Origin of the sequence: Sphingobacterium siyangense, from assembly GCF_007830445.1 — a bacterium.
Classification (GTDB): Bacteria; Bacteroidota; Bacteroidia; order Sphingobacteriales; family Sphingobacteriaceae; genus Sphingobacterium; species Sphingobacterium siyangense.
Genome location: NZ_VLKR01000019.1, coordinates 13460 through 38841 on the forward strand (window position 1 = coordinate 13460; position 25382 = coordinate 38841).

The window sequence follows — 25382 nt, forward strand, 5'->3', positions numbered from 1 at the left end:
CTTTGGTTATTTTTTATTTTCAAATCGAAAATAATTAATAATATTTAAAAAACGAAATAAATCGAAATTATTTAAATATCGATTAAACAAAAAAGAGCCTCTCCAAAAAAGACTCTTAAATCAATTGAAATCCAATAAAATACAGCAAAAATAATGCAATTACTAAAAACAAAAAAAAGTCTAAACTTTCGTTTAGACTTTCTATTATGAAATAAACCTATTCGTTATCGTTTTTCGAAACTCCACTTCACATAGTTAATGTTCTTGTCAGGTGCCAAATACTTCCGCTCGTAGTATGTTTTAATGGATAAAACGTTATCCACCAAGTCTGAATGGTAAAGATCCGTCGTTTCTTTATATTTTTTCAAATGCTGTATCTCAATTTGCTCCAGTGTGTAAGCATAGAAACCATCGTTATCTGTTTTCAAATTCATCATCCCCTCGGGTTTCATAATGATTTTATAACGATCTAAAAACTTTGGCCCTGTCAATCGTTTCTTTTCACGACTATCTTGCGGTTGCGGATCCGGAAAGGTAATCCAGATTTCATCAATTTCATTTTCAGCAAAATGTTCAAGGATAGTCTCAATTTGTATCCGAAGAAAAGCAACATTCCGAATTCCATCTTCCAAAGCTGTCTTGGCTCCACGCCAAATACGATTACCTTTAAAATCGATACCGATGAAATTTTTCTCCGGAAACAATCTCGCTAGATTAACAGTATACTCACCTTTACCACAAGCAAGCTCCAAAACAACTGGATTATTGTTACCAAATTGCTTTTCAGCCCATTTTCCTTTATATTCTTTGCCTGCGTCGAGTTGGATTACATTTTCAAAAGTAGCAACTTCAGCAAATTTACGTAGTTTGTCCTTTCCCATTTTTTAATAAATATCCCGCAAAAATAACCTTATATTCCCGCTAAAAAAAATAAATCTGAAGGACAGCACCAATACCGCCAATTACGGAACAGTCCGAAGTCCGATAGCACACACATGAATGAATAAATCACCCTCTTAAGGGCGAATTATATTGCATATAAAAAGCAATTTATCTAAGTTTGCAGGAATCAATAACTTATCGTGGAGAAAGACGCTAAAATTTACATAGCAGGCCATCGCGGCATGGTCGGATCGGCAATTCATCGCAAATTATCGGAGCTTGGCTACAACAATATTGTCACACGCACATCTTCCGAATTAGATTTGCGCAACCAGCAAGCGGTCGCTGATTTTTTCGATCAGGAAAAACCTGACTATGTTTTCCTAGCCGCAGCCAAAGTTGGAGGGATCATGGCGAACAATACCTATCGCGCAGATTTTATCTACGAGAATATGGCTATACAGAACAACGTCATCAAATCTTCCTACGATAATAAGGTTAAAAAATTAATGTTCTTAGGTTCAAGCTGCATTTATCCAAAAATGGCACCACAGCCTTTGAACGAAGATATGCTACTTACGGGCACACTGGAACCTACAAATGAGCCCTACGCTATTGCTAAAATCGCCGGAATAAAAATGGCAGAAGCTTTTCGGGATCAGTATGGATGCAATTATATCTCCGTTATGCCAACGAATCTTTATGGAATTAACGACAATTACCATCCGCAAAACTCACATGTTTTACCGGCCTTGATCAGAAGATTTCATGAAGCTAAGATCAATCAGCTCCCTGAAGTTATTATCTGGGGAACAGGAACCCCTTTACGGGAATTTCTCTTTTCCGATGACCTGGCAGATGCCTGCGTCTTTTTAATGAATAATTATGATGAGAAACAATTTGTCAACATTGGCATTGGCGAAGATCTAAGCATTAAGGACCTTGCCGAATTGATTAAAGACGTTATTGGCTACAAGGGCACTATTTCCTTCGACAGTTCCAAACCAGATGGAACACCACGAAAACTCATGGATGTCTCGAAACTGCACGCACTGGGTTGGAAACATCAAGTTAACCTCCGGGAAGGCATTCAACTAGCTTATGCGGATTTTTTGGAAAAAGAAGCAAACGCTTCCGAATAAATCCAATGCGATCGCATTAGTAGGTTTCGCTATAGGAAGGAATTCCGTACTCGTTAACCTCATCCTTGATAACCGCATTTTCAGCTTGGGCAGCTTTATTTTTCTTCTTTTTGGGACGAATAAACTGTGTTAACTTGCTAAGGAGGCCACTGATTTTATCTTGATTGATCTGGCCGACAGCACGCTCTGACAACAGCAACATCAACGCTTTCTTAAAAACACCGGTATTTTTTAGGAACAACCTATTCATAACAAAAGGCACGCCGATACGTAAGGTCTTCGTTAGCCAATCGGAATCTGGATTGCTACTTTTAGAGAACAGCTGCTGGACAATATTTACCCCTGGGATGTTGTCTTTTAATGTATTGAAAAAGCGAATTGGAGCCTCTATTTTATTGTTGAGCAAGGTAAATTGAGTCTTAAGATAGACTTCTTGCTCATTTTTAAGGGCTTTCAAACGGGAAATCTCAGCCTTAAGCTCTTGTAGGTTACGTATTTTAGTATGTTTATTGTTCATTTGTAGCCCTTTCTCTATCAAGTTTTTCCTTATGTAGATCTTCTTCCTCCTCCTCAATCTCATCGTTCCATTTAGCCAAAAAACGGCGGATAGAAAGATCCATAAATTTGGACTCTAACATCGGCTCAAAAACCCGTATTAAGATAATAATCACCAAGAAAATACCCGCTGTCGCCAAAAAGCCCAAGGAATAACTCCCCAGTAATTCTCCGAGCCAAAAACCCAGTGCCAGGCATAAAAAAAACAGGACAAATAACGTGAATATCAGCTTTGTCGCATCAACTACAAGGCTAGCGATCAATCGAGAAGAACGCTCAATTGTCTTTAATTTGACAAGCTTAAACTGGGAGTCAATGTACTCTTTGGTTTTTTGAAAAGTACCGCTAAGTGAAAATTTTTCTTCTTCCATGCATCTTAAAATTATTCAGGCTATTTCAATGTCTAGTTCTAAAACGAATCCTGTTTCGGCTCAACGCCGGCAACTTCAATCCTCTATCCTAAAAGAAAGGTGTTATCGTAAAAATCTATCCTAGAAATAGCCTGATGATATGTATTCTACACCAATTATTCATACGAATAATTTGCGAACTATGCATGTTCGATGATATCATCATCTAGCACTTCTTCGGTCTGATTTAATTTTCCTTTTAATGTAGAAACAATTTTCTCTTTAAAATCATTCAATTGATCGAATTGTTCTTCCGCTCTCTCACGAATAGCATCACTCAAATCGCTTAATGAATCATTGATTTTATCTCTCGTATCCGACCCTTTGTCCGGAGCAAATAAAACTCCCAAAGCTGCACCTGCAGCAAGACCCGCTAACAACGCCAAAGCTACTTTACTTGTGTCATTCATTTCTTTTTCGTTTTAAAGTTCTAATTCTATTACGATGAATCTAGTCCTCGTTAATAATACAATTAACAGAGCAAATCGTTTGCCAAACGCGGCATTTAATCCATTATTTACAAGAAACTATATCTTCCAATATAATCATTTTTTGATAAACTTCGATTGACTTTCAATAATTCACCAAACAATTATTAACCCGTTCAGTTTTTTAGTATCTTTAAATCAACCCATTATAAAAATTATGCTAAATAAAACCTATTGCAGTGCTGTCTATGGAATCAATGCCTGCACAATTACCGTTGAGGTAATCGTATCTACAGGCCTACATTATTATATCGTAGGATTGCCTGACAATGCTGTGAAAGAAAGCTTAAGACGTGTCGAAAGTGCCATTACTTCCTGTCAACTTCACATGCCACGTCAAAAGATTGTTGTCAACTTGGCACCTGCAGACCTTCGCAAAGAAGGTTCCAGTTACGACCTATCAATCGCAATCGGCATATTGGCCTCCTCCGGGCAAATAACAAATGAGCTTCTGGCAGATTATCTCATTTTAGGAGAACTATCATTAGACGGAAGCATTAAGCCCATCCGCGGTATTTTACCCATTACCTTACAGGCCCTGAAAGAAGGCTTTAAAGGGCTTATTTTACCACAAGAGAACGCCAAGGAGGCCGCTATTGTCAGGGGAGTCGATGTTATCGGAGTAGAGAATCTCAACCAAGTTGTCGATTTCCTAAATCATAAGCTGAAAATTGAACCAACAAAAGTTGATATTCAAACTTTCTTTCATACCGATACAGCAAATTACGATGTCGATTTCTCGGATGTTCAAGGACAGGAGAATATTAAAAGGGCACTGGAAATTGCCGCAGCAGGTGGTCATAATCTTATTTTAATAGGTCCCCCCGGCGCAGGAAAAACTATGTTGGCCAAAAGATTACCGACGATACTTCCACCCCTCAACATGACTGAATCATTAGAAACCACCAAAATACACTCTGTATCTGGAAACCTGAAGACCAAGGAGTCTCTCTTGACTACACGGCCGTTTCGTTCTCCGCATCATACCATATCCGACGTAGCCATGGTAGGTGGAGGCTCCAATCCGCTGCCTGGTGAGATTTCACTAGCACATCATGGCGTATTGTTTTTGGATGAATTACCGGAATTCAAACGGAGTGTACTCGAGGTCATGCGGCAGCCGCTCGAATCGCGACAGATTACCATATCAAGGGCAAAACTTACGGTGGATTATCCGGCGAGTTTCATGCTGGTAGCGGCCATGAACCCCTGTCCCTGTGGCTATTTCAATCATCCCGAAAAGGAATGCATATGTGGCAGCAACACCGTACAACGGTATTTAAGTAAAATATCGGGACCTCTTTTAGACCGCATCGATCTGCATATTGAGGTGACGCCTGTACTATTTGATCAACTGAGCACAACACGTAAAGCCGAGGACAGCCGTACTGTGCGAAGTCGGGTCATTCAGACACGAGAAATTCAGAAAGAACGGTTTGACTCTTTTCCAGACGTTCATTGTAATGCGCAAATGAGTACACAATTGACCCGAGAAATATGTCAGGTTGATGAGACCGGAAGGAAGTTACTTAAAACAGCTATTGAACGCCTCAGCTTATCAGCGAGAGCATACGATAGAATACTCAAAGTTGCTCGCACAATCGCTGATATGGAACAGAGTAAAATGATCGAAAACCATCATCTAGCCGAAGCAATCCAGTACAGAAATTTAGACCGGGAAACCTGGGGCGGAAAATTTTAGAACTGAGCCAGACAATGCTTAATAACCCAAGGAAAACAGATAATCGTCAAGATCACACCCGACAATGCACCAAAGAAATGAGCATCGTGATTTATACCATCTTGTGCTTTTTTTGACGCCCACACACAGTAACCTAAAAACAAAAACGCAAACAGGTAAGCCGGCATCGGTATAATCATCATCACACCAATGGTACTCTTCGGATCGAAAAGAATGTAGCTGAACAAGACCGCACAAATTGCACCTGAAGCACCTAAACTATAGTAACCCGGATTATTTTTCTGCTGAATGATCGTTGGAATATCACTCAGGATTAAACTACCGATATAGATCACCGCAAATAAAATATGTCCGTATGGACTTGCTTCTGCAAGTATACGCTCTAAACCAAAAGCAAAATAGTAGAAGGTAAGCATATTAAACAGCAAATGCCCCCAATCTTTATGGACAAAACCACTGGTAAGAATCGTATATACTTTTCGATTACGTGCGATACTATACGGGTGTAACATCAGTTTGCCGTAAAGTTGCTCATGTGAAAATGTATAGATACTGGTAGCGAGTGTAAAAATGAAAATAATACTCGCAACAGGCATTTCTGTTAGATAAAATAATAGCATAGTAGTTCTTAGAATCGATCCTCTAAAAGTAAAACGTAAAGCTCTTTTGGTCCATGTGCTCCCAAAACCAATCTTTTCTCTATATCAGCCGTTCTTGAGGGGCCGGTAATTGTCGAAATCATTGTCGGGATTTCCTGACCGTAACGCTTCTGCATATAGGCTAAAGCATCCTTTAGATCCCAAACCAATTGCGAAGCTTTAGCAATAACAATGTGAATTGGGGGATATATACTCAATCTGCGTCCTGAAGCATTTGCATTACTCACCATCACACTGCCATTGCGTGCAACTAATGCTTCACATGATGTAATACTTGCATTTGCTAATTCAAAATCTTCCGCTGTTTTTAAAAAAGGAAAACCATATGGACTAAGTAGATTTTGAACGCCTTGTTCCCAAGCATATATATTTTTAATATTATTCTCCTCAGTCAATGAAATCAAATTTTCAATCAGACCGATCTCGCCATCACAATACAGAAACTTGCCTCCCGCAGCAGTCAATTCGCGAACAAAAACAATATCCACCAACTCATCCTCTTCTTTATAAAGTGCTGTTTCCTTAAAATTTGGATGTGGATTATCGTTTTTCTGTAGTAATGCCTGACGTACCCGTTTTAACATTACCTCCTTCGCTGTTGCGTTCTTCACGTTCATGGCGCATATATATATAAATGCAGCGCTAGATGACTCTAGCGCTGCAGCATTCAAATTAATTCAAATTATTTGACGGTGTTTCTGAGCTCTGCCCTTCGCTAGATCGCGCTTCGTCCGGGTGAACATCCAACGGTAGATCTGTCTGCGGAACTCCGCCACCATCAGCACCATTCACAAACTCCTCGTAAGTAGTCTTAGTTTCAAATGGGCGTTTACCTAATATCTCTTCCAAGTCCGACTGAAAAAGTATTTCTTTTTCCAATAGCTTTTCTGCTATTTTAATCAAACCTTCACGTTTGTCCAGCAATAACTGTTTCGTACGTGCATAGACATCATTAATTAAGTTGCGAACCTCTGCATCAATCAACTCTGCCGTTTTGTCAGAATATGGTTTTTGGAAAGATGCCTCAGAACTGTCTCGGAAAGAAACATTCCCAACTTTATCATTCATACCATAGATTGCAATCATCGCATAAGAAAGTTGCGTGATACGCTCTAAGTCATTTTGAGCACCTGTTGAAATTCTTCCAAAAGTAATATCCTCAGCGACACGCCCCCCCATAGTCATACATAAACTGTCTATCAGTTGCTCTGTCGTATATAAGAACTGCTCACGGGGAAGATATTGTGCATAACCCAAAGCAGCAACACCACGAGGCACAATAGATACTTTCACCAAAGGATCGGCGTGTTCTAAAAACCAGCCTGCAATAGCGTGCCCCGCCTCATGATAAGCAACAATACGTTTTTCTTCCGGAGAGATGATTTTATTCTTCTTCTCGAGACCGCCGATCACACGATCAACGGCATCTTGAAAATCTTGCATATCAATCTCTGGTTTATTTTTACGGGCAGCGATAAGAGCTGCTTCGTTACAAACGTTGGCAATCTCAGCTCCTGCAAAGCCTGGTGTCTGCGCCGATAATTTCTTTGCATCGACCTCAGCTGATAACTTCAACGGCTTTAGATGTACTTTAAAAATTTGCTCACGGCCAATTAAATCCGGTTTATCAATAGAAATTTGACGATCAAAACGTCCCGGACGCAACAACGCTGTATCCAGCACATCAATACGGTTAGTAGCCGCTAAAATAATAACGCCCGAATCAGTACCAAAACCATCCATCTCCACCAATAATTGATTCAATGTATTTTCACGTTCGTCATTACCTCCCATCATCGAGTTTTTACCACGAGCACGACCAATAGCGTCAATCTCATCGATAAAAATAATACATGGAGCTTTCTCTTTCGCTTGCTTAAACAAGTCACGAACACGCGATGCACCTACCCCCACAAACATTTCGACAAAGTCAGATCCGGAAAGTGAGAAAAATGGCACTTGGGCCTCTCCGGCTACAGCTTTAGCCAATAAAGTCTTACCTGTTCCCGGAGGCCCTACAAGCAAAGCTCCCTTCGGAATTTTACCCCCTAGATTGGTATACTTACGTGGATTTTTTAAGAAATCCACAATCTCCATAACTTCCTGTTTTGCCTCCTCAAGACCGGCAACATCATTAAATGTGATATTGATCTGCGATTCTTTATCAAACAGCTGAGCCTTTGATTTACCAATATTAAAGATTGCACCGCCGCCGCCGCCAGCACCGCCGCCCATACGACGCATCAAGAAAATCCAGATTGCGGCCAAGACCAACAATGGCAACATAAACGTGATAAACCAACTTGCCCATGGATTAGAACGATCGTCATAAGTTAATTGGACCTTCGGTGTACCAGGCGCCAAATCTGCTTGCGAAGCAGCTAGCTTTTTCTCCAAAACATCGGGAGAGGCATCCTTAAAAATATATTGTGGTCCCTTATCTTCTTGACCGGATAAACTTGGAAGTGGATCAGCAGTTTTTGTAGCATCCTTAAAACTTGGATTATCTTTCCAGCCCTTTTTCAGATACACCTCAACCTCGACAAGATCATTCTTCTTGTAGGCGACAAGGCGCTCAACAGAGCCCGTATTTAACATGCGTGTCTCAAAATCGCTATAGCTAACTTCCTTAGCCGGGTTCTCTCCTATAACATATTGTAAGGCAAAAAAACCTAACAACACGGCAATCATAAGCCACACAAAATTGAATTTTGGTGGTTTTGGGGTCACCTTACTACTCGGGATTTTTTTCATTATATCGTAATTATATTTTCTTTATAAATTATTTTATTGATGGCAATTAGGCGCTTTGGAAATGCTGTACTTCTGCATCTCCCCATAAATCCTCGATACCATAATGCGCTCTTTTTTCGGTCTTAAAGATATGTACAACCACATCCACAAAATCCAAAATCAACCATTCTCCATTTGATTGTCCTTCTTTATATTGGGGTTCTTGACCAAATGCCTTATAGACTTCTTCTTCGACACTCTTTGCTATCGCATTCACCTGAATGTTAGAATCTGCATGACAAATCACAAAATAATCGGAAACAGAACTGTGAAGATCTCTTAAATCCAAGCGAACAATCTCGTTTGCTTTCTTTTCTTGCATACCGTAAACGATAATTTCTGATAGACGTTGGGACAATTCTGAACTTTTATTTTTACTCATTAAAAAATGTGATAGTTTTGACTTAATATTTATTTAATACTTTCAGTTTGCAAAATAACAATATTTCGGGACTTATCATCGGTCAAAATACAATATATCTTGACAAAGTCGCCTCTACAAACGATTATCTCAGGGAATTATTGTCAAATTTCAAGCCACTAGCAGAAGGAACTGCCATTTTAGCAGAAGAACAATTTCAGGGTAAGGGGCAGCGCGGAAGCTCCTGGGTCAGTGAACCCGGGAAAAACTTAACAACATCGATCCTCTTAAAGCCTCATTTCCTACCAATAGCACAACAATTTGCACTTTCAGCTACTATTGCCGTTGCAACCGTCAATTGGCTGAAAAGCAAAACCGAGCAGCCTGTTACCGTAAAATGGCCCAATGATATTTACGTCAATTCAAAGAAAATCACAGGCATTTTAATAGAAAATAAATTAAAAGGCAGTAAAATCGACAGCGCTATTATCGGCATCGGTGTAAATATTAATCAAATTAATTTTGACACAGCAACAACAATAACCTCGCTCGCCTGCCTAACCGATCGACAGGATTACAACATCAAAGCCCTGGCTCAGGAGTTGTTCCAAGTGATCCAACAGGAGTACCTGACCCTTTATAAGGAAGGGACCCAATATCAGTTAAGCCGCTATAACGCCCTATTGTTTTGGAAAGGTGAAGAAAGACCATTTCTTATCGATGGTATCAAGAAAACCGGTATCATTCAACGGGTATCTGACGATGGGAAACTATGCGTTCTCCTGGAAGACACCCTTCACGAATTTGATATCAAAGAAATTACACATCTTATTACCTAATCTTTACAAAAAAAGGATAGCCCATTTTAGAATTGTCAAACCTTTGTTCTAAATTTGTCAATAGCGTGATTAAACCTTTATTCACACAAAGCATCAAAGAACAATAACACACTGCAATCATTGCAGCAGAAAAGGAAAAGAACAAATTAAATTCGGATGAAAAAGTTAATACTGTTAATGACTGCAGTAATTTTTGCAGTTACGGGAGCATTCGCTCAGATTCACAAACCTGTAAAATGGACTGTGGCCAGCAAAAAGTTAAATAATAAAGAAGCTGTAGTTTATGTAAAAGCGACAATTCAAAATGGATGGCACATTTATTCACAAAATGTGAAAGATGGCGGGCCAATTCCAACTTCTTTCACCTTCGCCAAAGCTGCTGATTATGCACTGGTCGGTAAAACTGCAGAGCCGAAACCAAAAGTAAAACATGAGGATGTATTTAAGATGGATGTTGGTTATTTTACAAACGAGGTAATTTTCCAACAAAAAGTAACTTTAAACAAAGGAACTGCCACCGTTAAAGGTACTGTCGAATGGCAAGCATGTGATGCATCACAATGTCTTCCTCCAGACGAATATGCTTTTGCTGTGACAATCAAATAGTAAAAATGATTCTACACGGATAAATTAATAAGGCGATTCTCATCGCCTTTTTTTATTTTTGACCATAACATCAGAAATTCATACGCATGTTAAAAAACACATTCATTCTACTTTTAATTGCTTTTTTCAGCCTTTCTTTAACTACAGCAACTTTTGCCTCAGCACAAGATAGTTTAACAAGTACAGAAGGGCTTCAATTTGAATCATCACCGGATACAGCTACTGCTGTTGAAGCGGTACCCGAGGATCTAAATTTTACAGCTTCACCTGACACGATGGTTAGTCAAGATAGCAGTAAAATAGTTCCAACTAAGGCAAACGCTTCCTCAGGGAATCAAGAATCAGGGAAAAAATCACTTTGGAGTATCTTTATTGCTGGATTAGTTGGCGGCTTCGCAGCGCTGCTCATGCCTTGTATATTCCCAATGCTCCCACTTACCGTAAGCTATTTTACAAAACAGGCCGGAAGCCGCGCAAGCGGTATCAGCAAGGCACTTCTATATGGTCTCTTCATCATTGTGATCTATGTCGCTTTAGGAATGATTATTACCATTTCGTTTGGTTCGGATGCTTTGAATGCTTTATCGACAAATGGGGTATTTAATTTCCTATTCTTCCTCTTATTGGTTGTTTTTGCCGCGTCCTTTTTTGGTGCTTTTGAAATCACGTTACCAAGTTCTTTCGTCAATAAAATGGATGCCAAATCCGACAAAGGCGGTCTTGTAGGGCTTTTCTTTATGGCATTCAGCCTTTCACTGGTATCTTTTTCCTGTACTGGCCCCATTATTGGCACCTTATTGGTCGAAGCGGCCTCAAAAGGAGAACGCTTAGGTCCAGCAGTCGGGATGCTCGGTTTTTCTATAGCACTTGCAATTCCTTTTGGCTTATTTGCGATGTTCCCTTCGATGTTAAAATCCCTACCAAAATCTGGCGGTTGGCTAAATTCGGTGAAGGTTGTACTTGGCTTCTTAGAGCTCGCACTAGCGCTGAAATTCTTATCAAATGTAGATTTGGCTTACCATTGGAATTGGCTGGATCGAGAAGTGTTCTTATCGCTATGGATTGCCATTTTTAGTATGATGGGCTTATATCTTATTGGAAAGATCAAGTTTTCACATGACAGCGAATTAAAATTCCTCTCTGTACCGAGAACTATTCTCGCTATCGTTGTATTTTCCTTCGTTATCTATATGGTACCGGGACTGTGGGGAGCTCCCCTAAAATCGATTTCAGCCTTCTTGCCACCTTCGGCAACACAGGACTTTGACCTGTCGGCAGGAATAGCAGCCGCTCCTTCACACAATGATGGTAAGGTTAAAAAATACGCGGAGATTTTTCACGAACGTGGTACACCAAAAGGATTTGATCCTTATTATGATTATGAAGAGGCTCTCGCAGCTTCAAAAGAACAGAATAAACCGGTATTAATTGATTTTACAGGCTGGAACTGTGTCAATTGTCGAAAAATGGAGGCAAATGTCTGGACTGATCCCGCGGTTGCCAAACTACTGAAGGAAGAATTTATTATGGCCGAATTGTTTGTCGATGATAAAACAGAATTACCGGCAAACGAACAATTCGTTTCAAAATATAGTGGCAAAAAAATCAAAACCATAGGTAATAAAAACAGTGATTTCCAAGCATCAGCTTTCGACAGTAATTCGCAACCACTCTATGTCATCGTCGATGCATCAGGAACAGTTTTAGTTCCAAAAACGGGCGCAAACTATAATGTCGCGGAATATACTGCATTTTTACAGAGCGGAATTGATGCCTTTAAGGCAAAAAAATAGGCTGTATACGCTGGAGATATCCGTCTGGAATGATACATGAGAAAAAGCAATTATTAAATTTGCATTATCTTTAGCTCACGCTTAGATGAATTGCACTTAAAAAAGCTATTGCTTGTTCTTAATAGCGTTATCGGCAACTTCTAATAACGGAAATATAATTGTATATACGCTTAAAAATAGCTAAGTTTGAGTACGTATGAGTAACATTAAAAAAATTGCTGTTTTGACATCTGGAGGAGATGCTCCAGGAATGAATGCTGGTATCCGTGCTGTTGTTAGAGCGGGTATCTACAATAATCTTGAAGTATTTGGCGTACGCAGAGGTTATGATGGTCTAGTTAATGGTGAGATTATCCCCATGGATGCTAAATCTGTAGCCAATATCATACAACGTGGTGGTACTATCCTAAAAACAGCCCGTAGCGAGGCCTTCAAAACTATTGAAGGACGTAAACAGGCTTATGAAAATTTACGCAGCCACGGTATTGATGCCATGGTTGTCATCGGTGGCGACGGTACATTTACCGGTGCGTCCAAGTTTATAGAAGAATTCGATTTTCCGATCATCGGTCTTCCGGGCACAATTGATAACGATTTGGCCGGCACAGACTTTACGATTGGTTATGATACAGCCATTAATACAGTTATCCAAGCCGTAGACAAAATTCGCGACACCGCCGAGTCTCATGATAGACTTTTTGTGATCGAAGTGATGGGCCGCGACTCTGGACTTATCGCCGTTCGCTCTGGTATCAGTACCGGTGCCGAAGCAGTTCTGGTTCCTGAGTTCGAGGTAGACTATGATGCGATCATGAAAAGACTTGACAAATCCCGTAAAAATAAATCATCCCGCATTATTATTGTTGCTGAAGGTGACAAAGAAGGCGGCATGGTTGTTTCGGAAAAAATCAAGGAAAATTTTCCGCATTACGATGTTAGATTATCAATTTTAGGACATATCCAACGCGGCGGAAGCCCAACATGCATGGATCGCGTGTTAGCCAGCAGACTTGGAGTGGCATCCGTAGAGGCTTTACTACAAGGTCGCAGGGGTGAAATGGCCGGTCTAATTTGCAGTGAAGTAAGATTCACTCCTTTTAAGAGTGCCATCAAGCATAACGTAAAAATGAATGAAGACCTACTTCGTATCATTGAAATCCTTTCTTTGTAAGTGATATAAGTTATTCTTAACTAACAATAGAAAAAGAGTATACATGTGATGTATACTCTTTTTTTATGCCTTTCGTTGCTAGATTGTCCAAACCCTTTAGGCAAAGGCCTGACACCTAAACTATCATGTTACCTAAAGCCAAAATAGTACCATATCCGGCACAGTTGTTATTTAAGCAAATTATTGAGGTACTCTTCAGATACCGGAGGTAACTGAATGGCTTGGCCTGCTTTCGCCATCGAGTCAGCAAAATGATTCGTGTTGCTGATCGCCTGTTCGTAGGCCTTCACAACCTGTTCCGATAAGTGCAATACCTTAGGATCTTTGAGATCAACACGGTATTGATTATTTTCCAGTGTAACATGCTGATAAAAACGATATGCAGCAGCTTTTAGTTGGCCCAGCTCCTGTTGCGATAACTGATCGATTCTGGCATTAGGCGGCAGCGTGACATCGATAAAAGTCGTGTCTTTAGCCAATTGATCAATAGCATGATCCAAAGGAATGGCATGCAATGCCTCTAGGTTGACAACGGGAATCCCCTTACCCTGATCGCCACTGCAGGAAGCAAGCACCGTCCCCAAGAATATGCCAAAAATTACTGTTTTCTTCATCTATATAATTTTTATTGCCACAATTGCTTTAGAAATCCCATTGCTCAACTTGTTTAAAACTCAGGATTCATCATCCCCTAGTTGGATTGTACACGAGGATATAGTAGTTCCAAGTGATCATTCGCTATAGCAGCAGGCGAAGTTAGTGAATTCCCTCCACGTTATCACAGCCGCTAGCGCAGTAACGATGAAAGCGCAGTTTGATCAGGACAGCTATTATTAAATAGAAACCCCTAATTGTAGACCCAGCTCACCTGAGTATAACAATTAGGGGTTATTCAAATGCCTAATGGCAGTTATATACCGATTTATTTTAGCAATTCAGCTAACTTAGCCTCCAAAGCCTCACCTCTTAAATTTGATGCTACAATTTTACCTGAAGGATCGATTAAGAAGTTTTGCGGAATACCACGTACTTCGTACAACTTGACCGGAGCCGATTTCCAACCCTGTAGGTCCGAAACGTGTGGCCATTGTTGTAAATTATCATCATGAATAGCTTTCACCCAAGCATCTTTTTTACCCGGATTGTCTAAAGAAACACCAAACACGGTAAATCCTTTGTCTTTGAATTTATTGAAAGCCGCAACGACATTCGGATTTTCGTGGCGACAAGGACCACACCAGCTTGCCCAAAAATCCAATAAAACATATTTACCTCTTAAAGAAGATAGGGAAATATTCTTTCCTGTTGTGTCTGGCAATGTGAAATCAGGCGCTACCGAACCAACAGCAACTGCTTTCAATTTCTGGATACGCTCAGCCAATTCCTTACCTTTTTCAGAATTTTTCAATTCAGGAGACAATTTCTCAAAAGAAGTCACATATTCATTGACGTTCTCACCGCTGACATTCTCAGACAACAAATCCAACGTGTACCAGCTTTTTGGGTTTTTGTTAATAAATTCAGCATCTGCTTTTTCCATTTTTTCGGAAATCTCACCAGCCTGTTTTTGCAAACCTTCGATGAATTTAGGATCCTGTTTTTGAGTCTCCGAAGCCGCATAATATTGTTGGTTCAACGCCTCGAACGCATCTGTATGAGGTTTCACAAAAGCCTTGTACTGCGTCAGATCATCATTGAGCGCTGTACCCGAGACGGTTGCATCTTTGAATCCTTTGGTTGCATCGACTTTGATAACTCCTTTAGAAAGATATAGCTGTGCTGTTTCAGGCTGCTTTTGACTATTTCTAAGTTCAGCAAAAGATAAGCCTTCCGGTGAATAGATCATCATACCCTTCGTTGGCGAAGCCACCTGTCCGTTGAACTTAAACTCACCTTTTACAACCGTTGCTGAATCTGTCTGGCGAGTTCCATTGGCAGCATATTGCATAAACACTTTCGCTTTGTCTGACGTCGTGTTTACCTTTCCTGTAACCGTATAGCTTTCTTGTGCCATTAACAAGGCTGGTAAAAAGCTTAAACCCATTAATATTCCCTTTTTCATAATTATATACTTCCCATAAATGTAAAACATTTCCGTTTCACTGTCGTTCTATTTAACATTATTTAGCAAAGATGTTACCAACGTCCTGAAGCACCGCCACCGCCAAAATCACCGCCACCGAAACCGCCAAAACCGCCACCTGAACCGCCGCCGAAGCCACCGCCACCACCTCGGCCGCCACCGCCGCCAAGACCATTCAGCAATGTCCACCAAAAGATATCAGAAGCGCCACGTCCATTCATCACACGACCGCCACCACCGCCACCGCGGCCGCCGCGATTGGAGAAAATAACAATCAAGAATATCACAATAATAATGACAAACATCACCGAACCTGACCCCTTTCCTTTCGGTTGTTTTGGATCAGCTTTGTATTCGCCTTTTGTGTAGGAAATTAAGGAACTGGTCGCATCGTCGACTCCTTTGTAGTAATCCCCCTGACGAAAAGCCGGTTTGATATCATTTTCAATAATACGATATGCAATGGCATCGGGGACAGCCCCCTCTATACCATAACCTGTTTGAATAGTTACCGCACGATCTCCCAGGGCTACCAACAACAGAATACCATTATTATACTTTTTATTCCCAATACCCCATTTTTTCGCTAAACGGACTGCATAATCAGAAATGTCATAGCCGCCGGTTGAATTCATCATAACCACAGCAATTTGCGTAGATGCGGAATCCTCAAATGCCAATAGCTTCTGCTCCAATAATTGCTTCTGACTTGCTGTCAATGTGTTTGTATAATCATTGACAAGTCTGTTTGATGTTTCTGGGAAATCTTGACCCAATACTGTGGCTATCGACAGCAGACAAAGCAACATAGCCATAGCAGGGATTCGAATCCGAGAAAATAATCTCGATACAAATTTCATCCTATTATTCTCTTTTATTCATTTTTATTTGCCTTAAGCAATCTTGATGCTCCTAATGGCGTTCCGTGAATCCCGAAGTCGGGTTTATCACAATTTTTATCAATCTATTTGCGAGACAGGCGATAGCAGCTCGGGGTTCTTGCTGGTCACTTAACAATTAACGGTCTCCAAAAACAATATCATTTGGAAGCTCATTGATGTCATCGTGTTCACGCGGAAAGAATTTTGCCAATTGTTTACCCGCATGCTCGATCCCTTTGACCAAGCCCTCAACAATGCGATCCACCCGAAACTCCGCCACCATAAGATCTTTGGTACTGTTCCAAAAATCACTTTCTACACGTTGGTGGATTCCCTTATCGCCAATAATGGAAAATTTATGATCCTCAAGCGCGATATAGATAAGAACACCGTTTTTCAACGTGGTCTTATGCATGCCCAATTTGGAAAAATAATGTGTTGCACGATCATGTACCTCGTCGGGGCAATGATTTTCTACCACTACACGAATCTCACCAGAAGTCTCGTTTTCAGCCACATTAATGGCGTGAACGATCTTCTCTTGTTCTTCAGAATTTAATGCCATAGTCTGTATACGCTTACACTTCAAAACCAGATTACCAGACGGTTATTCCAGATTCAAAGTACCTAAAACTAGTTAAAACACGATAAAAAAATGGATGATGTGCTTCTACGAAAGCCGCATCATCCATCGTCCTGTTCATTACTAACAATTTATTATTAGAATGATACCGTTGGCGCTTTATCCGAACCTGGGGCTGCAGTAAATGTACCTTTCGCCTTAAATCCGAACATACCCGCCATTAAATTATTCGGGAAGCTACGTACGGTGGTATTGTATTGCTGTACCGCTTCATTGTAAGATCTACGTTCTGTTGAAATACGATTTTCAGTACCTTCCAACTGTGCTTGTAATTCCAAAAAGTTCTGATTTGCCTTCAAATCAGGATAAGCTTCAACCGACGCTAAAAGACGACTCAACGAACCGCTGAATTCATCCTGAACTTTTTGAAACTTGGCAATATTCTCCTCAGACAAATCATCGGCATTAATCGTTACCGAAGTTGCTTTAGCTCTTGCCTCTACAACGGCTGTCAATGTACTTTCTTCGTGCTTTGCCGCTCCTTTTACCGTATTAACCAAATTTGGAACTAGATCCGCACGACGTTGATACGCATTTTCAACTTGTGCCCATTTTCCTTTAACATTCTCATCTTGTGAGACCATCGTATTGTAGCCACAGGAGTTTAATGATACTAATGCAAATAAACCACATAGGGCGACCAAAAATCTTTTAATTTTCATTGTTCAAAGAATTAAATACTATTCAAATTATACGGTTACACTATCAAAGCATATACCAAGCTCTTACTAAGATAAGAATATTTTTATTTCCAAATCTCCAAATAGCCAATAATCATTAACTTTGTCTCGGTTTTGGGATAAAAACCCAGCCCTCATACTATGCAAAAAGAAATCGAAATTGCGATACTTCCAGAAAGGATCGAGGACGAACAGTACATTATACAGCAGGGCATAAAAGCTTTACGCGTTCAACCCCAGCAAATCAAAGGTTATAAAATCCGGAAACGTTCAATTGATGCCCGAAGCAAGCAGGTGGTCTACCGGGCAAGGGTTATCTACTATATCGATGAACTGCCTGTTCCTGAAATCTACGAAAATAATTTCAAGTCTGTCAAAGACGGAAAACCCGTTATTATTATTGGTGCAGGCCCTGCCGGCATATTTGCGGCTATCCGCTGCATTGAGCGTGGGCTCAAACCAATTGTAATCGAACGCGGTAAGAAAGTACAGGACCGTAGACGCGATCTCGCAAAGCTGAACCGGGAAGGCATCGTAAATCCCGAATCAAACTACTGTTTTGGTGAAGGTGGAGCCGGAACTTACTCTGATGGGAAACTATATACACGTTCCAATAAAAGAGGTGATGTAGACAAAGTGCTCAATCTTTTTGTCTCCCATGGTGCTACGACAGATATTCTAGTCAATGCACGGCCACATATTGGCACAAATAAACTACCGCATATTATTGAAGCAATGCGTGAGAGTGTTATTGAATTTGGCGGCGAATTTCATTTTGATCAACGTGTCGACGACATTTTAGAATCTTTCGGTCATGTGCGAGGTGTCAAGTTAGCCAGTGGCGAAGAAATTAAGGCCGATCACGTCATCGTAGCAACAGGACACTCTGCACGGGACATTTTTGAGCTTTTTCACCGTAATAACTGGCTGATCGAAGCCAAAGCCTTTGCATTGGGTGTGCGCATCGAACATCCGCAGTTAATCATTGATCAGGCGCAATACCATTGTCAGGTTAGAAGCGAGCATTTACCCCCTGCATATTATAGTTTGGTTGAGCAGGTTAATGACCGTGGAGTATTTTCATTCTGCATGTGCCCAGGTGGCGTTATCGCTCCCTGTGCAACAGATTTAGATGAAATCGTTGTCAACGGATGGTCCCCATCCAAACGAAATAATCCGCACGCCAATTCAGGTACCGTTATTCAGATTAACCTTGAGGACGTTGCCAATGCACATAAGGATCCTTTTGCATTACTTAATTTTCAGAAAGAGATCGAGCGAAAGGCTTTTGCCGTAGGTGGCGGTAAACTTGTTGCTCCCGCACAACGTATGGTCGACTTTGTCGAAGGGCGTGTATCGATGGATCTGCCAGAAAACTCCTACAAGCCCGGAACAGCCTCTGCAGATCTCACCGAAGTGCTACCTGCTTTTGTTCACGAAGCATTACGCGGTGCACTGCCAATCTTTGGCAAAAAGATGAAAGGGTATTATACCAATGAAGCCATTTTGGTTGGTGTAGAATCACGTACATCTTCGCCGATTCGGATTCCTAGAAATAAAGAAGATTTACAACACCCTCAGGTCAAAGGACTTTACCCTTGTGGTGAGGGTGCAGGTTATGCCGGAGGCATCATTTCAGCGGCTATAGACGGTATTAATTGTGTTGATGCGATCAATTTAAGTTAACATTTTTTGTTTTTTCTCTTGCAGAATACGAATAAATGCCTTACTTTTGTAGCATCAACGCGAAAGTAGCTCAGTTGGTAGAGCACAACCTTGCCAAGGTTGGGGTCGCGAGTTCGAATCTCGTCTTTCGCTCTAAAAAAGCTTCCAAAATTTGGAAGCTTTTTCTATTCTATAGCATTATACTTTTTTTTTGCCAGCCTTCTAATTGGATCATTGAAAAGATATAATACCCCAACCAATACCACAATAAGTCCTGCTATAACAAAAGCCGTTGCAATAGCATCTGCTGTAAATACTGAACGGTCAGCACATTACCATAAAATAAGCACAATAGGCCACCTTAATACAAAAATAAGTAAGATTTAGACTCACTATCATCTATTTATCGATAGAGGCTTAACAAGAAAAAAGCGAACACGCTATAAAACCCAAGGTTTATAAGCGTAAATTGTATATAAAGACAAGTACATGGTCGTACAAAACCACAGAAAGATACCACAGATCCAATTGTTTCTATAAAAATGGCGTTCACCGTATCGGTAAACGCCATTTTAAAAGCTATATGATCCTAAATGGATTTAATTTGTTCTTAGGCTTTCTTCTACAAGCTCTTCAACATATTTGCGAACAACCTCATTAGAGAAACGTGTAGTTACGTCAAATGCAAATGCATGTACCAACAGGATACGGGCAGACTCTTCACCAATTCCTCTTGCTCTCAAATAAAATAAGGCCTCATTATCAAACTGACCGATGGTACATCCGTGTGAACATTTTACGTCATCCGCAAAGATCTCCAATTGCGGTTTGGTATAAACCGCCGAATTGTCTGACATCAGCATATTATTGTTCTGCTGAAAAGCATTTGTTTTTTGAGCATCCTCACGTACAAAGATTTTTCCATTGAAAACTGCAACGGATTTGTCCTGTGTAATATTTTTATACCATTCGTAAGACTCACAATGTGGCTTAAGGTGGTCTACGATGGTATGATTATCGACTAATTGATCACCTGCAGTTAAGTTGATTCCATATAAATGGCTCTCCACATGCGCTGCATCCAAGCGAACATTGATATTGTTACGGATAAACGAGGCGCCAGGAAAATTACAGTTGTAATTATTATAAAGGCTATCTTTTTCTTGGTATACCTCTGTATGATTAAAGTAACGACTTACAGATTCTGCGAGCTGCAAATAATAATGTTGTACTTTAGCGTTCTCTTTGACGATAATCTCAGAGACCTTATTGTGCACATTATTTGCGGTACCTGCTGCAGTGATAAAACTTTCGATCAATTCAAGTTCTGCATTTGGCTCGACAACGATCAAATTACGTGTTTGTGCAAAGAAATCCTCTTTTCCTGTAGCGACATGAATAATCTGTATTGGTTTATCAAGTACAACTCCCTTTTTCAAATGGATAAAAACACCATTTGTAAAAGCAGCCGTATTCAATGCGACCATAATATTGTCTGACTTGTCCGCATATTTAGCAAAATGGCTCTCAAATGCAGGCTCTGAAGTGGCTTCATCCATTGGAATAACCGACAGTCCCTTCACATTTTCTAATTCACTTACCGCCAACACATACTGACCGTTCACCAAGATAATGCGGTAAGCATCCAACTGAGGAATCTCCCCTGCACTAAAGTCTAAGCCTTCGATATCCACATCGACATCAAGCGCATAAGGCTTATTGATAATACTGTGGATGTTTGTATATTTCCATTCTTCATTCTTAACGGTGGGAAAGCCTGCTGCTTCGAAACGTTCGAATGCAAGTTGGCGGGCCTCCACGAAAAACGAAGGTTCGTCTGAAACGCCTTGCTCTTTGAAAGCTCCCAACACTTGTTGAAGTAATGATTCTGAAACTAATGTACTCATGTTATTTTTTAATCAAATCGCCAAAATTCTCTTCCAATCCTATTTACTCAGGTAAAAGATTAGGCGTTTTGTGTATCATATTCTTTTAACCAATCGTATCCTTTTTCTTCGAGCTCCAAAGCCAATTCTTTAGGTCCCGATTTCACGATACGGCCATTGTACAATACGTGAACAAAATCTGGAACGATATAATCCAACAAACGTTGGTAGTGTGTAATAACAATAAAAGCATTGTCTTTAGAGCGCAATTGATTCACGCCATTTGCAACGATACGAAGGGCATCGATATCCAAACCAGAATCTGTCTCATCCAAAATAGATAATTTCGGATTCAACATCGCTAATTGAAAAATTTCGTTACGCTTTTTCTCACCACCGGAAAATCCTTCATTTAAAGAGCGGTTAGCCAAATTAGCCGAAAATTCAACCAATTTTTGCTTATCTTTTACCATTTGTAAAAATTCCTTCGCTTCCATTGGAGGAAGGCCTTTATACTCACGAATATCATTTACAGCTGTTTTCAAGAAATTGATATTCGATACGCCCGGAATTTCAACAGGATATTGAAAAGCCAAAAACAGCCCTTCACGTGCACGGTCCTCAGGTGAAAGATCCAATAAATCTACACCGTCCAATAGTGCAGAACCTTCACTTACTTCATATGATTCGCGTCCGGCCAATACATTACCTAATGTACTTTTACCAGCACCATTTGGTCCCATAATCGCATGAACTTCTCCAGCTTTTACTTCTAGGTTTAACCCTTTTAATATTTGTTTGTCTTCTACAGACGCATGTAAATTTTTAATGCTTAACATTTTATTCGTATTGAGTATGGTGTAATGTAGCGTCATAAACTACATTCCCAATGATTTTTTATCTATCCTACTGAACCTTCTAATGAAATTGCCAATAATTTTTGAGCCTCTACAGCAAACTCCATCGGCAATTGATTTAATACTTCCTTTGCATACCCGTTGACAATTAAACCAACAGCTTTCTCAGAATCGATACCACGTTGATTCAAATAGAATACTTGGTCCTCACCGATTTTGGAAGTAGTCGCCTCATGCTCTAATTTGGCTGTCTTATTTCTATTTTCGATATAAGGGAATGTATGTGCCCCACATTTATCACCGATCAATAAGGAATCACATTGGGTAAAGTTACGTGAGTTGTCTGCATTTGGGCCGATTTTCACTAAACCTCTATAACTGTTGTGGCTCTTACCGGCAGAAATACCTTTAGAAATAATTTTAGATTTCGTGTTTTTACCCAAATGAACCATCTTCGTTCCTGTATCAGCTACCTGATAATTACGTGTCATGGCCACAGAGTAAAACTCGCCAATAGAGTTATCACCCTTTAAAATCACACCAGGGTATTTCCATGTAATTGCAGAACCAGTTTCTACCTGTGTCCAGGAGATTTTACTGTTATCACCTTTACAGATTCCACGCTTGGTTACAAAGTTATAAATACCACCTTTTCCATCTTTATCACCAGGGTACCAGTTTTGCACGGTAGAATATTTAATATCAGCATCGCGTTCGGCAATCAATTCTACTACCGCAGCATGCAGCTGGTTTTCATCACGCATAGGTGCAGTACATCCCTCCAAATAAGAAACATAAGCTCCCTCATCTGCAATGATCAACGTGCGTTCAAATTGTCCGGTATTCTGTGCATTGATACGGAAGTAGGTAGATAATTCCATTGGACATCTAACATCTTTTGGAACATAAACAAAGGATCCATCCGAAAATACTGCAGAATTCAACGCTGCATAAATGTTATCCGTCTGTGGAACCACTGTACCCAAATATTTTTTCACCAGGTCAGGATGCTCTTGCACGGCCTCACCAAATGAACAGAAAATAACACCTTGTTCTTTTAATTTCTCACGAAACGTTGTTTTGACAGATACCGAGTCAAAGACAGCATCTACCGCCACAACTCCTGCCAATACTTTTTGCTCATCCAAAGGAATCCCCAGTTTTTCAAAGGTAGCAATCAACTCAGGGTCAACCTCATCCATCGAATTAAGCTGTGGTTTTGCTTTTGGGGCTGCATAATAGGAAATCTCTTGAAAATCAATTTCAGGAGCTTTGAAATTCTGCCAAGTAGGCATTCTTAACGTCAAGAAATGACGGAAAGCTTTTAATCTCCATTCCAATAGCCATTCAGGTTCATTCTTTTTTGCCGAAATAAAACGAACCGTATCCTCAGTAAGGCCTTTGGCTGCAATTTCCATTTCGATATCTGTCGTGAACCCGTATTTATATTCTTCGAGCTCCAGCTCTTTTAACAAATCGTCGTCTTTAGTACTCATATTGCGCTCTCACGGTTTAACTAATTTGGGAGGGCTTCACCTCCGCACCTATCGAACTGCAAAGTTACAATTTCAAAGCCAATAAAACAGCATTTAATAGCACCTTACGAAGGCATTTTTAATAAAAAAATGACATTTATCACTCCATTTCATTAAAATGAGCACATTTCAATCGATTATGACAGTCAAATGATTTTACATCGATTAAAATTATAGCTAAACAACCCTAATATAGTTAAAATCTATTAATCATCAATAATTTTGTATATTTTTAAATTTCCAAATATAATTTTGTATATTTACAAATACTATTGATTATTAAGACTTAAGATATGCCCTTTGCACCGGATAAAACAGATTTAAAAATTCTTAAATTATTACAAGAGAATGGTCGTATAACTAATTTGCAACTCGCATCTAGCATCGGACTATCTCCCGCACCAACTTTAGAGCGTGTGCGAAAACTGGAAAACTCTGGCTTCATCAAAAGTTACCATGCTTTTGTAGACGAGGAGAAACTGGGACTTGGAATCAAATCGTTTATCCAGATCTCACTCGATTTCCATACACATAACGCTATCCCTGAGTTTGTTGCTGCTGTCAAAATGATACCCGAGGTAACCGAATGCCACCACGTTACAGGCAATTGTGATTTCATCCTCAAGGTTTACGTAAAAGATATTAAAGCTTATGAAGGTGTCATCATGGAAAAAATCTCCAAAATACCTTTTGTAAAGACATTCCAAACCATGATGATTATGTCAACCAGCAAAAAAGAGCCAATTATTCCTTTAGAATATTAAGCGAAGGAATAAGCCCAATCAAAAACATCATTACCGGAATCTCCGCTTTTGTACGTATTTGCTCCATGCGACGATAACCGGCAATGATGTTTATTTAACTCAAGACAAAACTTAAACCAGGCGCCAATCAATTGGGGTTTTATCATGTTCCATCAAATACTGGTTTGCGCGTGAAAAATGCTTACTACCAAAAAAACCACGATAGACAGACAACGGTGATGGATGAACCGCCGTTAGCACAAGATGCTTCTTCGCATCGATGAGCACACTTTTCTTTTGGGCATAACTTCCCCACAACAGAAATACGACATGTTCACAACGCTCCGAAATGGCATAAATAATACTATCTGTAAAAATCTCCCAACCTTTCTTTTGATGGGAACCTGCCAGATGCGCCTGCACTGTCAATGTCGCATTTAACAACAGTACACCCTGTTTGGCCCAATAGGTCAAATCGCCAGCACGCGGCTCAACAAAACCGGGTATATCGTCTTGCAATTCCTTAAAGATATTTTTTAAGGATGGCGGCAAAGCAATCCCTTCTGGCACAGAGAAAGACAAGCCATGTGCCTGCCCATCATTATGGTAAGGATCCTGCCCTAAGATAACTACTTTTACCTGGTCCAATGGCGTCAGCTTAAAAGCATTCATCACCAGATCTGCCGGTGGAAACACTTTCGTTTTCTGACGCTCTTCTTGCACAAAAGTAGACAGTTGTTTCATATAGGTTTGACCAAACAAAGGCTTTAGCACAGGAGCCCAAGAATCATCGTATTGCTTTTCCATACCCCAAACATAGATAAAGTTGCATATAAAGGCAAATTTATCCTCATAAGCTCTTTTCAAGGAACTACAGCAAAAAAAACGATCACATCTTGTTTATCCATATCCTCTTCAGGGGGAAAAACACATTTTTACAAAATAACCACCTGAACGAGTTGCTTAAACGATGAAATTAACGGATATTTGCAGAATTAAATTGAATAC

Annotated in this window: 25 protein-coding genes and 1 tRNA gene; 9 read left to right on the plus strand and 17 right to left on the minus strand. The window is 40.1% G+C overall.

The features are described 5' to 3' along the window. Positions 1–224: 224 nt before the first annotated feature. A complete protein-coding gene (trmB, locus tag IQ31_RS16705) occupies positions 225–881 on the minus strand; it encodes a tRNA (guanosine(46)-N7)-methyltransferase TrmB (protein WP_145328756.1) in 657 nt (218 codons plus the stop codon). A 201-nt stretch (positions 882–1082) separates the two neighbouring features. Here trmB and fcl point away from each other — a divergent pair, with 201 nt between their 5' ends. After that, positions 1083–2024: a GDP-L-fucose synthase gene (gene fcl, locus IQ31_RS16710; RefSeq protein WP_088163269.1), complete on the plus strand. Its 942-nt coding sequence runs from the start codon at positions 1083–1085 to the stop codon at positions 2022–2024. Between the two features lie 16 nt (positions 2025–2040). Here the strand turns inward: fcl and IQ31_RS16715 are convergent, their stop codons facing one another. From IQ31_RS16715 to IQ31_RS16725, 3 genes are all read right to left on the minus strand, one after another. After that, positions 2041–2541 carry a hypothetical protein gene (locus IQ31_RS16715; protein WP_075990247.1) on the minus strand — a complete coding sequence of 167 codons (501 nt, stop codon included), beginning with the start codon at positions 2539–2541 and terminating at the stop codon, positions 2041–2043. Then, positions 2531–2950 carry a hypothetical protein gene (locus tag IQ31_RS16720; RefSeq protein WP_088163270.1) on the minus strand — a complete coding sequence of 140 codons (420 nt, stop codon included), beginning with the start codon at positions 2948–2950 and terminating at the stop codon, positions 2531–2533. Before IQ31_RS16720 ends, IQ31_RS16715 begins: the two co-directional genes overlap by 11 nt. 179 nt (positions 2951–3129) lie before the next feature. After that, positions 3130–3399 (minus strand): YtxH domain-containing protein, encoded by a 270-nt coding sequence (locus tag IQ31_RS16725; RefSeq protein ID WP_075990249.1) that lies wholly within the window; start codon positions 3397–3399, stop codon positions 3130–3132. A 235-nt stretch (positions 3400–3634) separates the two neighbouring features. On the opposite strand from IQ31_RS16725, the gene IQ31_RS16730 reads away from it, so the two are divergent. Then, on the plus strand, positions 3635–5179 hold the full coding sequence (locus IQ31_RS16730; RefSeq protein WP_145328758.1) for a YifB family Mg chelatase-like AAA ATPase: 1545 nt from the start codon (positions 3635–3637) through the stop codon (positions 5177–5179). Here IQ31_RS16730 and IQ31_RS16735 read toward each other — a convergent pair. The 4 genes from IQ31_RS16735 to rsfS are packed head-to-tail and all read right to left on the minus strand — an operon-like array spanning position 5176 to position 9013. Continuing rightward, complete coding sequence (locus IQ31_RS16735; protein ID WP_145328760.1) at positions 5176–5799, minus strand: rhomboid family intramembrane serine protease; 624 nt, start codon at positions 5797–5799, stop codon at positions 5176–5178. The two genes, IQ31_RS16730 and IQ31_RS16735, sit on opposite strands and share 4 nt — an antisense overlap. An 8-nt stretch (positions 5800–5807) precedes the next feature. Further along, a complete protein-coding gene (locus IQ31_RS16740; RefSeq protein ID WP_145328762.1) occupies positions 5808–6455 on the minus strand; it encodes a LutC/YkgG family protein in 648 nt (215 codons plus the stop codon). Positions 6456–6510: 55 nt separating this feature from the next. Next, positions 6511–8592, minus strand: a complete 2082-nt coding sequence (gene ftsH, locus IQ31_RS16745) for an ATP-dependent zinc metalloprotease FtsH (protein WP_145328764.1) — start codon at positions 8590–8592, stop codon at positions 6511–6513. 46 nt (positions 8593–8638) lie between these two features. Then, entirely contained in the window at positions 8639–9013 is a 375-nt protein-coding gene (rsfS, locus tag IQ31_RS16750; RefSeq protein ID WP_046673130.1) for a ribosome silencing factor, read from the minus strand. Between the two features lie 47 nt (positions 9014–9060). Between rsfS and IQ31_RS16755 the strand changes: the two genes are divergently transcribed. The 4 genes from IQ31_RS16755 to pfkA all read left to right on the plus strand — a co-directional run bounded on the left by IQ31_RS16755 (position 9061) and on the right by pfkA (position 13401). Continuing rightward, complete coding sequence (locus IQ31_RS16755) at positions 9061–9831, plus strand: biotin--[acetyl-CoA-carboxylase] ligase (RefSeq protein ID WP_145328766.1); 771 nt, start codon at positions 9061–9063, stop codon at positions 9829–9831. Positions 9832–9987: 156 nt separating this feature from the next. Further along, positions 9988–10437, plus strand: a complete 450-nt coding sequence (locus IQ31_RS16760; protein ID WP_075990253.1) for a protein-disulfide reductase DsbD domain-containing protein — start codon at positions 9988–9990, stop codon at positions 10435–10437. Positions 10438–10523: 86 nt separating this feature from the next. Then, positions 10524–12230: a protein-disulfide reductase DsbD family protein gene (locus tag IQ31_RS16765; RefSeq protein WP_145328768.1), complete on the plus strand. Its 1707-nt coding sequence runs from the start codon at positions 10524–10526 to the stop codon at positions 12228–12230. Between the two features lie 196 nt (positions 12231–12426). Further along, complete coding sequence (pfkA, locus tag IQ31_RS16770; RefSeq protein ID WP_075990255.1) at positions 12427–13401, plus strand: 6-phosphofructokinase; 975 nt, start codon at positions 12427–12429, stop codon at positions 13399–13401. 167 nt (positions 13402–13568) lie between these two features. Here pfkA and IQ31_RS16775 read toward each other — a convergent pair whose 3' ends face one another. From IQ31_RS16775 to IQ31_RS16795, 5 genes are all read right to left on the minus strand, one after another. Continuing rightward, positions 13569–14015: a hypothetical protein gene (locus IQ31_RS16775; protein WP_145328770.1), complete on the minus strand. Its 447-nt coding sequence runs from the start codon at positions 14013–14015 to the stop codon at positions 13569–13571. Between the two features lie 308 nt (positions 14016–14323). Next, entirely contained in the window at positions 14324–15463 is a 1140-nt protein-coding gene (locus tag IQ31_RS16780) for a TlpA disulfide reductase family protein (RefSeq protein ID WP_145328772.1), read from the minus strand. Positions 15464–15537: 74 nt separating this feature from the next. Then, positions 15538–16299 (minus strand): TPM domain-containing protein, encoded by a 762-nt coding sequence (locus IQ31_RS16785; protein ID WP_088163278.1) that lies wholly within the window; start codon positions 16297–16299, stop codon positions 15538–15540. A 202-nt stretch (positions 16300–16501) separates the two neighbouring features. Further along, on the minus strand, positions 16502–16930 hold the full coding sequence (locus IQ31_RS16790; protein ID WP_075990259.1) for a TPM domain-containing protein: 429 nt from the start codon (positions 16928–16930) through the stop codon (positions 16502–16504). Between the two features lie 155 nt (positions 16931–17085). Next, positions 17086–17664, minus strand: a complete 579-nt coding sequence (locus IQ31_RS16795) for a LemA family protein (protein WP_046673163.1) — start codon at positions 17662–17664, stop codon at positions 17086–17088. 165 nt (positions 17665–17829) lie between these two features. Between IQ31_RS16795 and IQ31_RS16800 the strand changes: the two genes are divergently transcribed. Further along, positions 17830–19374, plus strand: a complete 1545-nt coding sequence (locus IQ31_RS16800) for an NAD(P)/FAD-dependent oxidoreductase (RefSeq protein ID WP_088163279.1) — start codon at positions 17830–17832, stop codon at positions 19372–19374. 59 nt (positions 19375–19433) lie between these two features. Beyond that, positions 19434–19506: transfer RNA gene (locus IQ31_RS16805), tRNA-Gly, on the plus strand. 446 nt (positions 19507–19952) lie between these two features. Here IQ31_RS16805 and sufD read toward each other — a convergent pair. The 3 genes from sufD to sufB all read right to left on the minus strand — a co-directional run bounded on the left by sufD (position 19953) and on the right by sufB (position 23592). Beyond that, the gene (gene sufD / locus IQ31_RS16810; RefSeq protein ID WP_088163280.1) at positions 19953–21260 is read right to left on the minus strand and encodes a Fe-S cluster assembly protein SufD; all 1308 of its coding nucleotides are present in this window, start codon (positions 21258–21260) and stop codon (positions 19953–19955) included. 59 nt (positions 21261–21319) lie between these two features. Next, on the minus strand, positions 21320–22078 hold the full coding sequence (gene sufC / locus IQ31_RS16815; RefSeq protein ID WP_046673119.1) for a Fe-S cluster assembly ATPase SufC: 759 nt from the start codon (positions 22076–22078) through the stop codon (positions 21320–21322). A 62-nt stretch (positions 22079–22140) separates the two neighbouring features. Beyond that, the gene (sufB, locus tag IQ31_RS16820; protein ID WP_145328774.1) at positions 22141–23592 is read right to left on the minus strand and encodes a Fe-S cluster assembly protein SufB; all 1452 of its coding nucleotides are present in this window, start codon (positions 23590–23592) and stop codon (positions 22141–22143) included. Between the two features lie 332 nt (positions 23593–23924). Between sufB and IQ31_RS16825 the strand changes: the two genes are divergently transcribed. Next, positions 23925–24395, plus strand: coding sequence for an Lrp/AsnC family transcriptional regulator (locus IQ31_RS16825; RefSeq protein WP_046673117.1), 471 nt, complete (start codon positions 23925–23927; stop codon positions 24393–24395). 111 nt (positions 24396–24506) lie between these two features. On the opposite strand, the gene ung is transcribed toward IQ31_RS16825, so the two are convergent. Then, a complete protein-coding gene (gene ung / locus IQ31_RS16830) occupies positions 24507–25181 on the minus strand; it encodes a uracil-DNA glycosylase (RefSeq protein WP_088163281.1) in 675 nt (224 codons plus the stop codon). Positions 25182–25382: the final 201 nt, after the last annotated feature.

Coding starts and splice junctions, on each gene's coding strand:
- trmB (WP_145328756.1), bottom strand. CDS start 881: ATGGGAAAGGACAAACTACGTAAATTTGCTGAAGTTGCTACTTTTGAA.
- IQ31_RS16715 (WP_075990247.1), bottom strand. CDS start 2,541: ATGAACAATAAACATACTAAAATACGTAACCTACAAGAGCTTAAGGCT.
- IQ31_RS16720 (WP_088163270.1), bottom strand. CDS start 2,950: ATGGAAGAAGAAAAATTTTCACTTAGCGGTACTTTTCAAAAAACCAAA.
- IQ31_RS16725 (WP_075990249.1), bottom strand. CDS start 3,399: ATGAATGACACAAGTAAAGTAGCTTTGGCGTTGTTAGCGGGTCTTGCT.
- IQ31_RS16730 (WP_145328758.1), top strand. CDS start 3,635: ATGCTAAATAAAACCTATTGCAGTGCTGTCTATGGAATCAATGCCTGC.
- IQ31_RS16735 (WP_145328760.1), bottom strand. CDS start 5,799: ATGCTATTATTTTATCTAACAGAAATGCCTGTTGCGAGTATTATTTTC.
- IQ31_RS16740 (WP_145328762.1), bottom strand. CDS start 6,455: ATGAACGTGAAGAACGCAACAGCGAAGGAGGTAATGTTAAAACGGGTA.
- ftsH (WP_145328764.1), bottom strand. CDS start 8,592: ATGAAAAAAATCCCGAGTAGTAAGGTGACCCCAAAACCACCAAAATTC.
- rsfS (WP_046673130.1), bottom strand. CDS start 9,013: ATGAGTAAAAATAAAAGTTCAGAATTGTCCCAACGTCTATCAGAAATT.
- IQ31_RS16760 (WP_075990253.1), top strand. CDS start 9,988: ATGAAAAAGTTAATACTGTTAATGACTGCAGTAATTTTTGCAGTTACG.
- IQ31_RS16765 (WP_145328768.1), top strand. CDS start 10,524: ATGTTAAAAAACACATTCATTCTACTTTTAATTGCTTTTTTCAGCCTT.
- pfkA (WP_075990255.1), top strand. CDS start 12,427: ATGAGTAACATTAAAAAAATTGCTGTTTTGACATCTGGAGGAGATGCT.
- IQ31_RS16775 (WP_145328770.1), bottom strand. CDS start 14,015: ATGAAGAAAACAGTAATTTTTGGCATATTCTTGGGGACGGTGCTTGCT.
- IQ31_RS16780 (WP_145328772.1), bottom strand. CDS start 15,463: ATGAAAAAGGGAATATTAATGGGTTTAAGCTTTTTACCAGCCTTGTTA.
- IQ31_RS16785 (WP_088163278.1), bottom strand. CDS start 16,299: ATGGCTATGTTGCTTTGTCTGCTGTCGATAGCCACAGTATTGGGTCAA.
- IQ31_RS16790 (WP_075990259.1), bottom strand. CDS start 16,930: ATGGCATTAAATTCTGAAGAACAAGAGAAGATCGTTCACGCCATTAAT.
- IQ31_RS16800 (WP_088163279.1), top strand. CDS start 17,830: ATGCAAAAAGAAATCGAAATTGCGATACTTCCAGAAAGGATCGAGGAC.
- sufD (WP_088163280.1), bottom strand. CDS start 21,260: ATGAGTACATTAGTTTCAGAATCATTACTTCAACAAGTGTTGGGAGCT.
- sufC (WP_046673119.1), bottom strand. CDS start 22,078: ATGTTAAGCATTAAAAATTTACATGCGTCTGTAGAAGACAAACAAATA.
- sufB (WP_145328774.1), bottom strand. CDS start 23,592: ATGAGTACTAAAGACGACGATTTGTTAAAAGAGCTGGAGCTCGAAGAA.
- IQ31_RS16825 (WP_046673117.1), top strand. CDS start 23,925: ATGCCCTTTGCACCGGATAAAACAGATTTAAAAATTCTTAAATTATTA.
- ung (WP_088163281.1), bottom strand. CDS start 25,181: ATGGAAAAGCAATACGATGATTCTTGGGCTCCTGTGCTAAAGCCTTTG.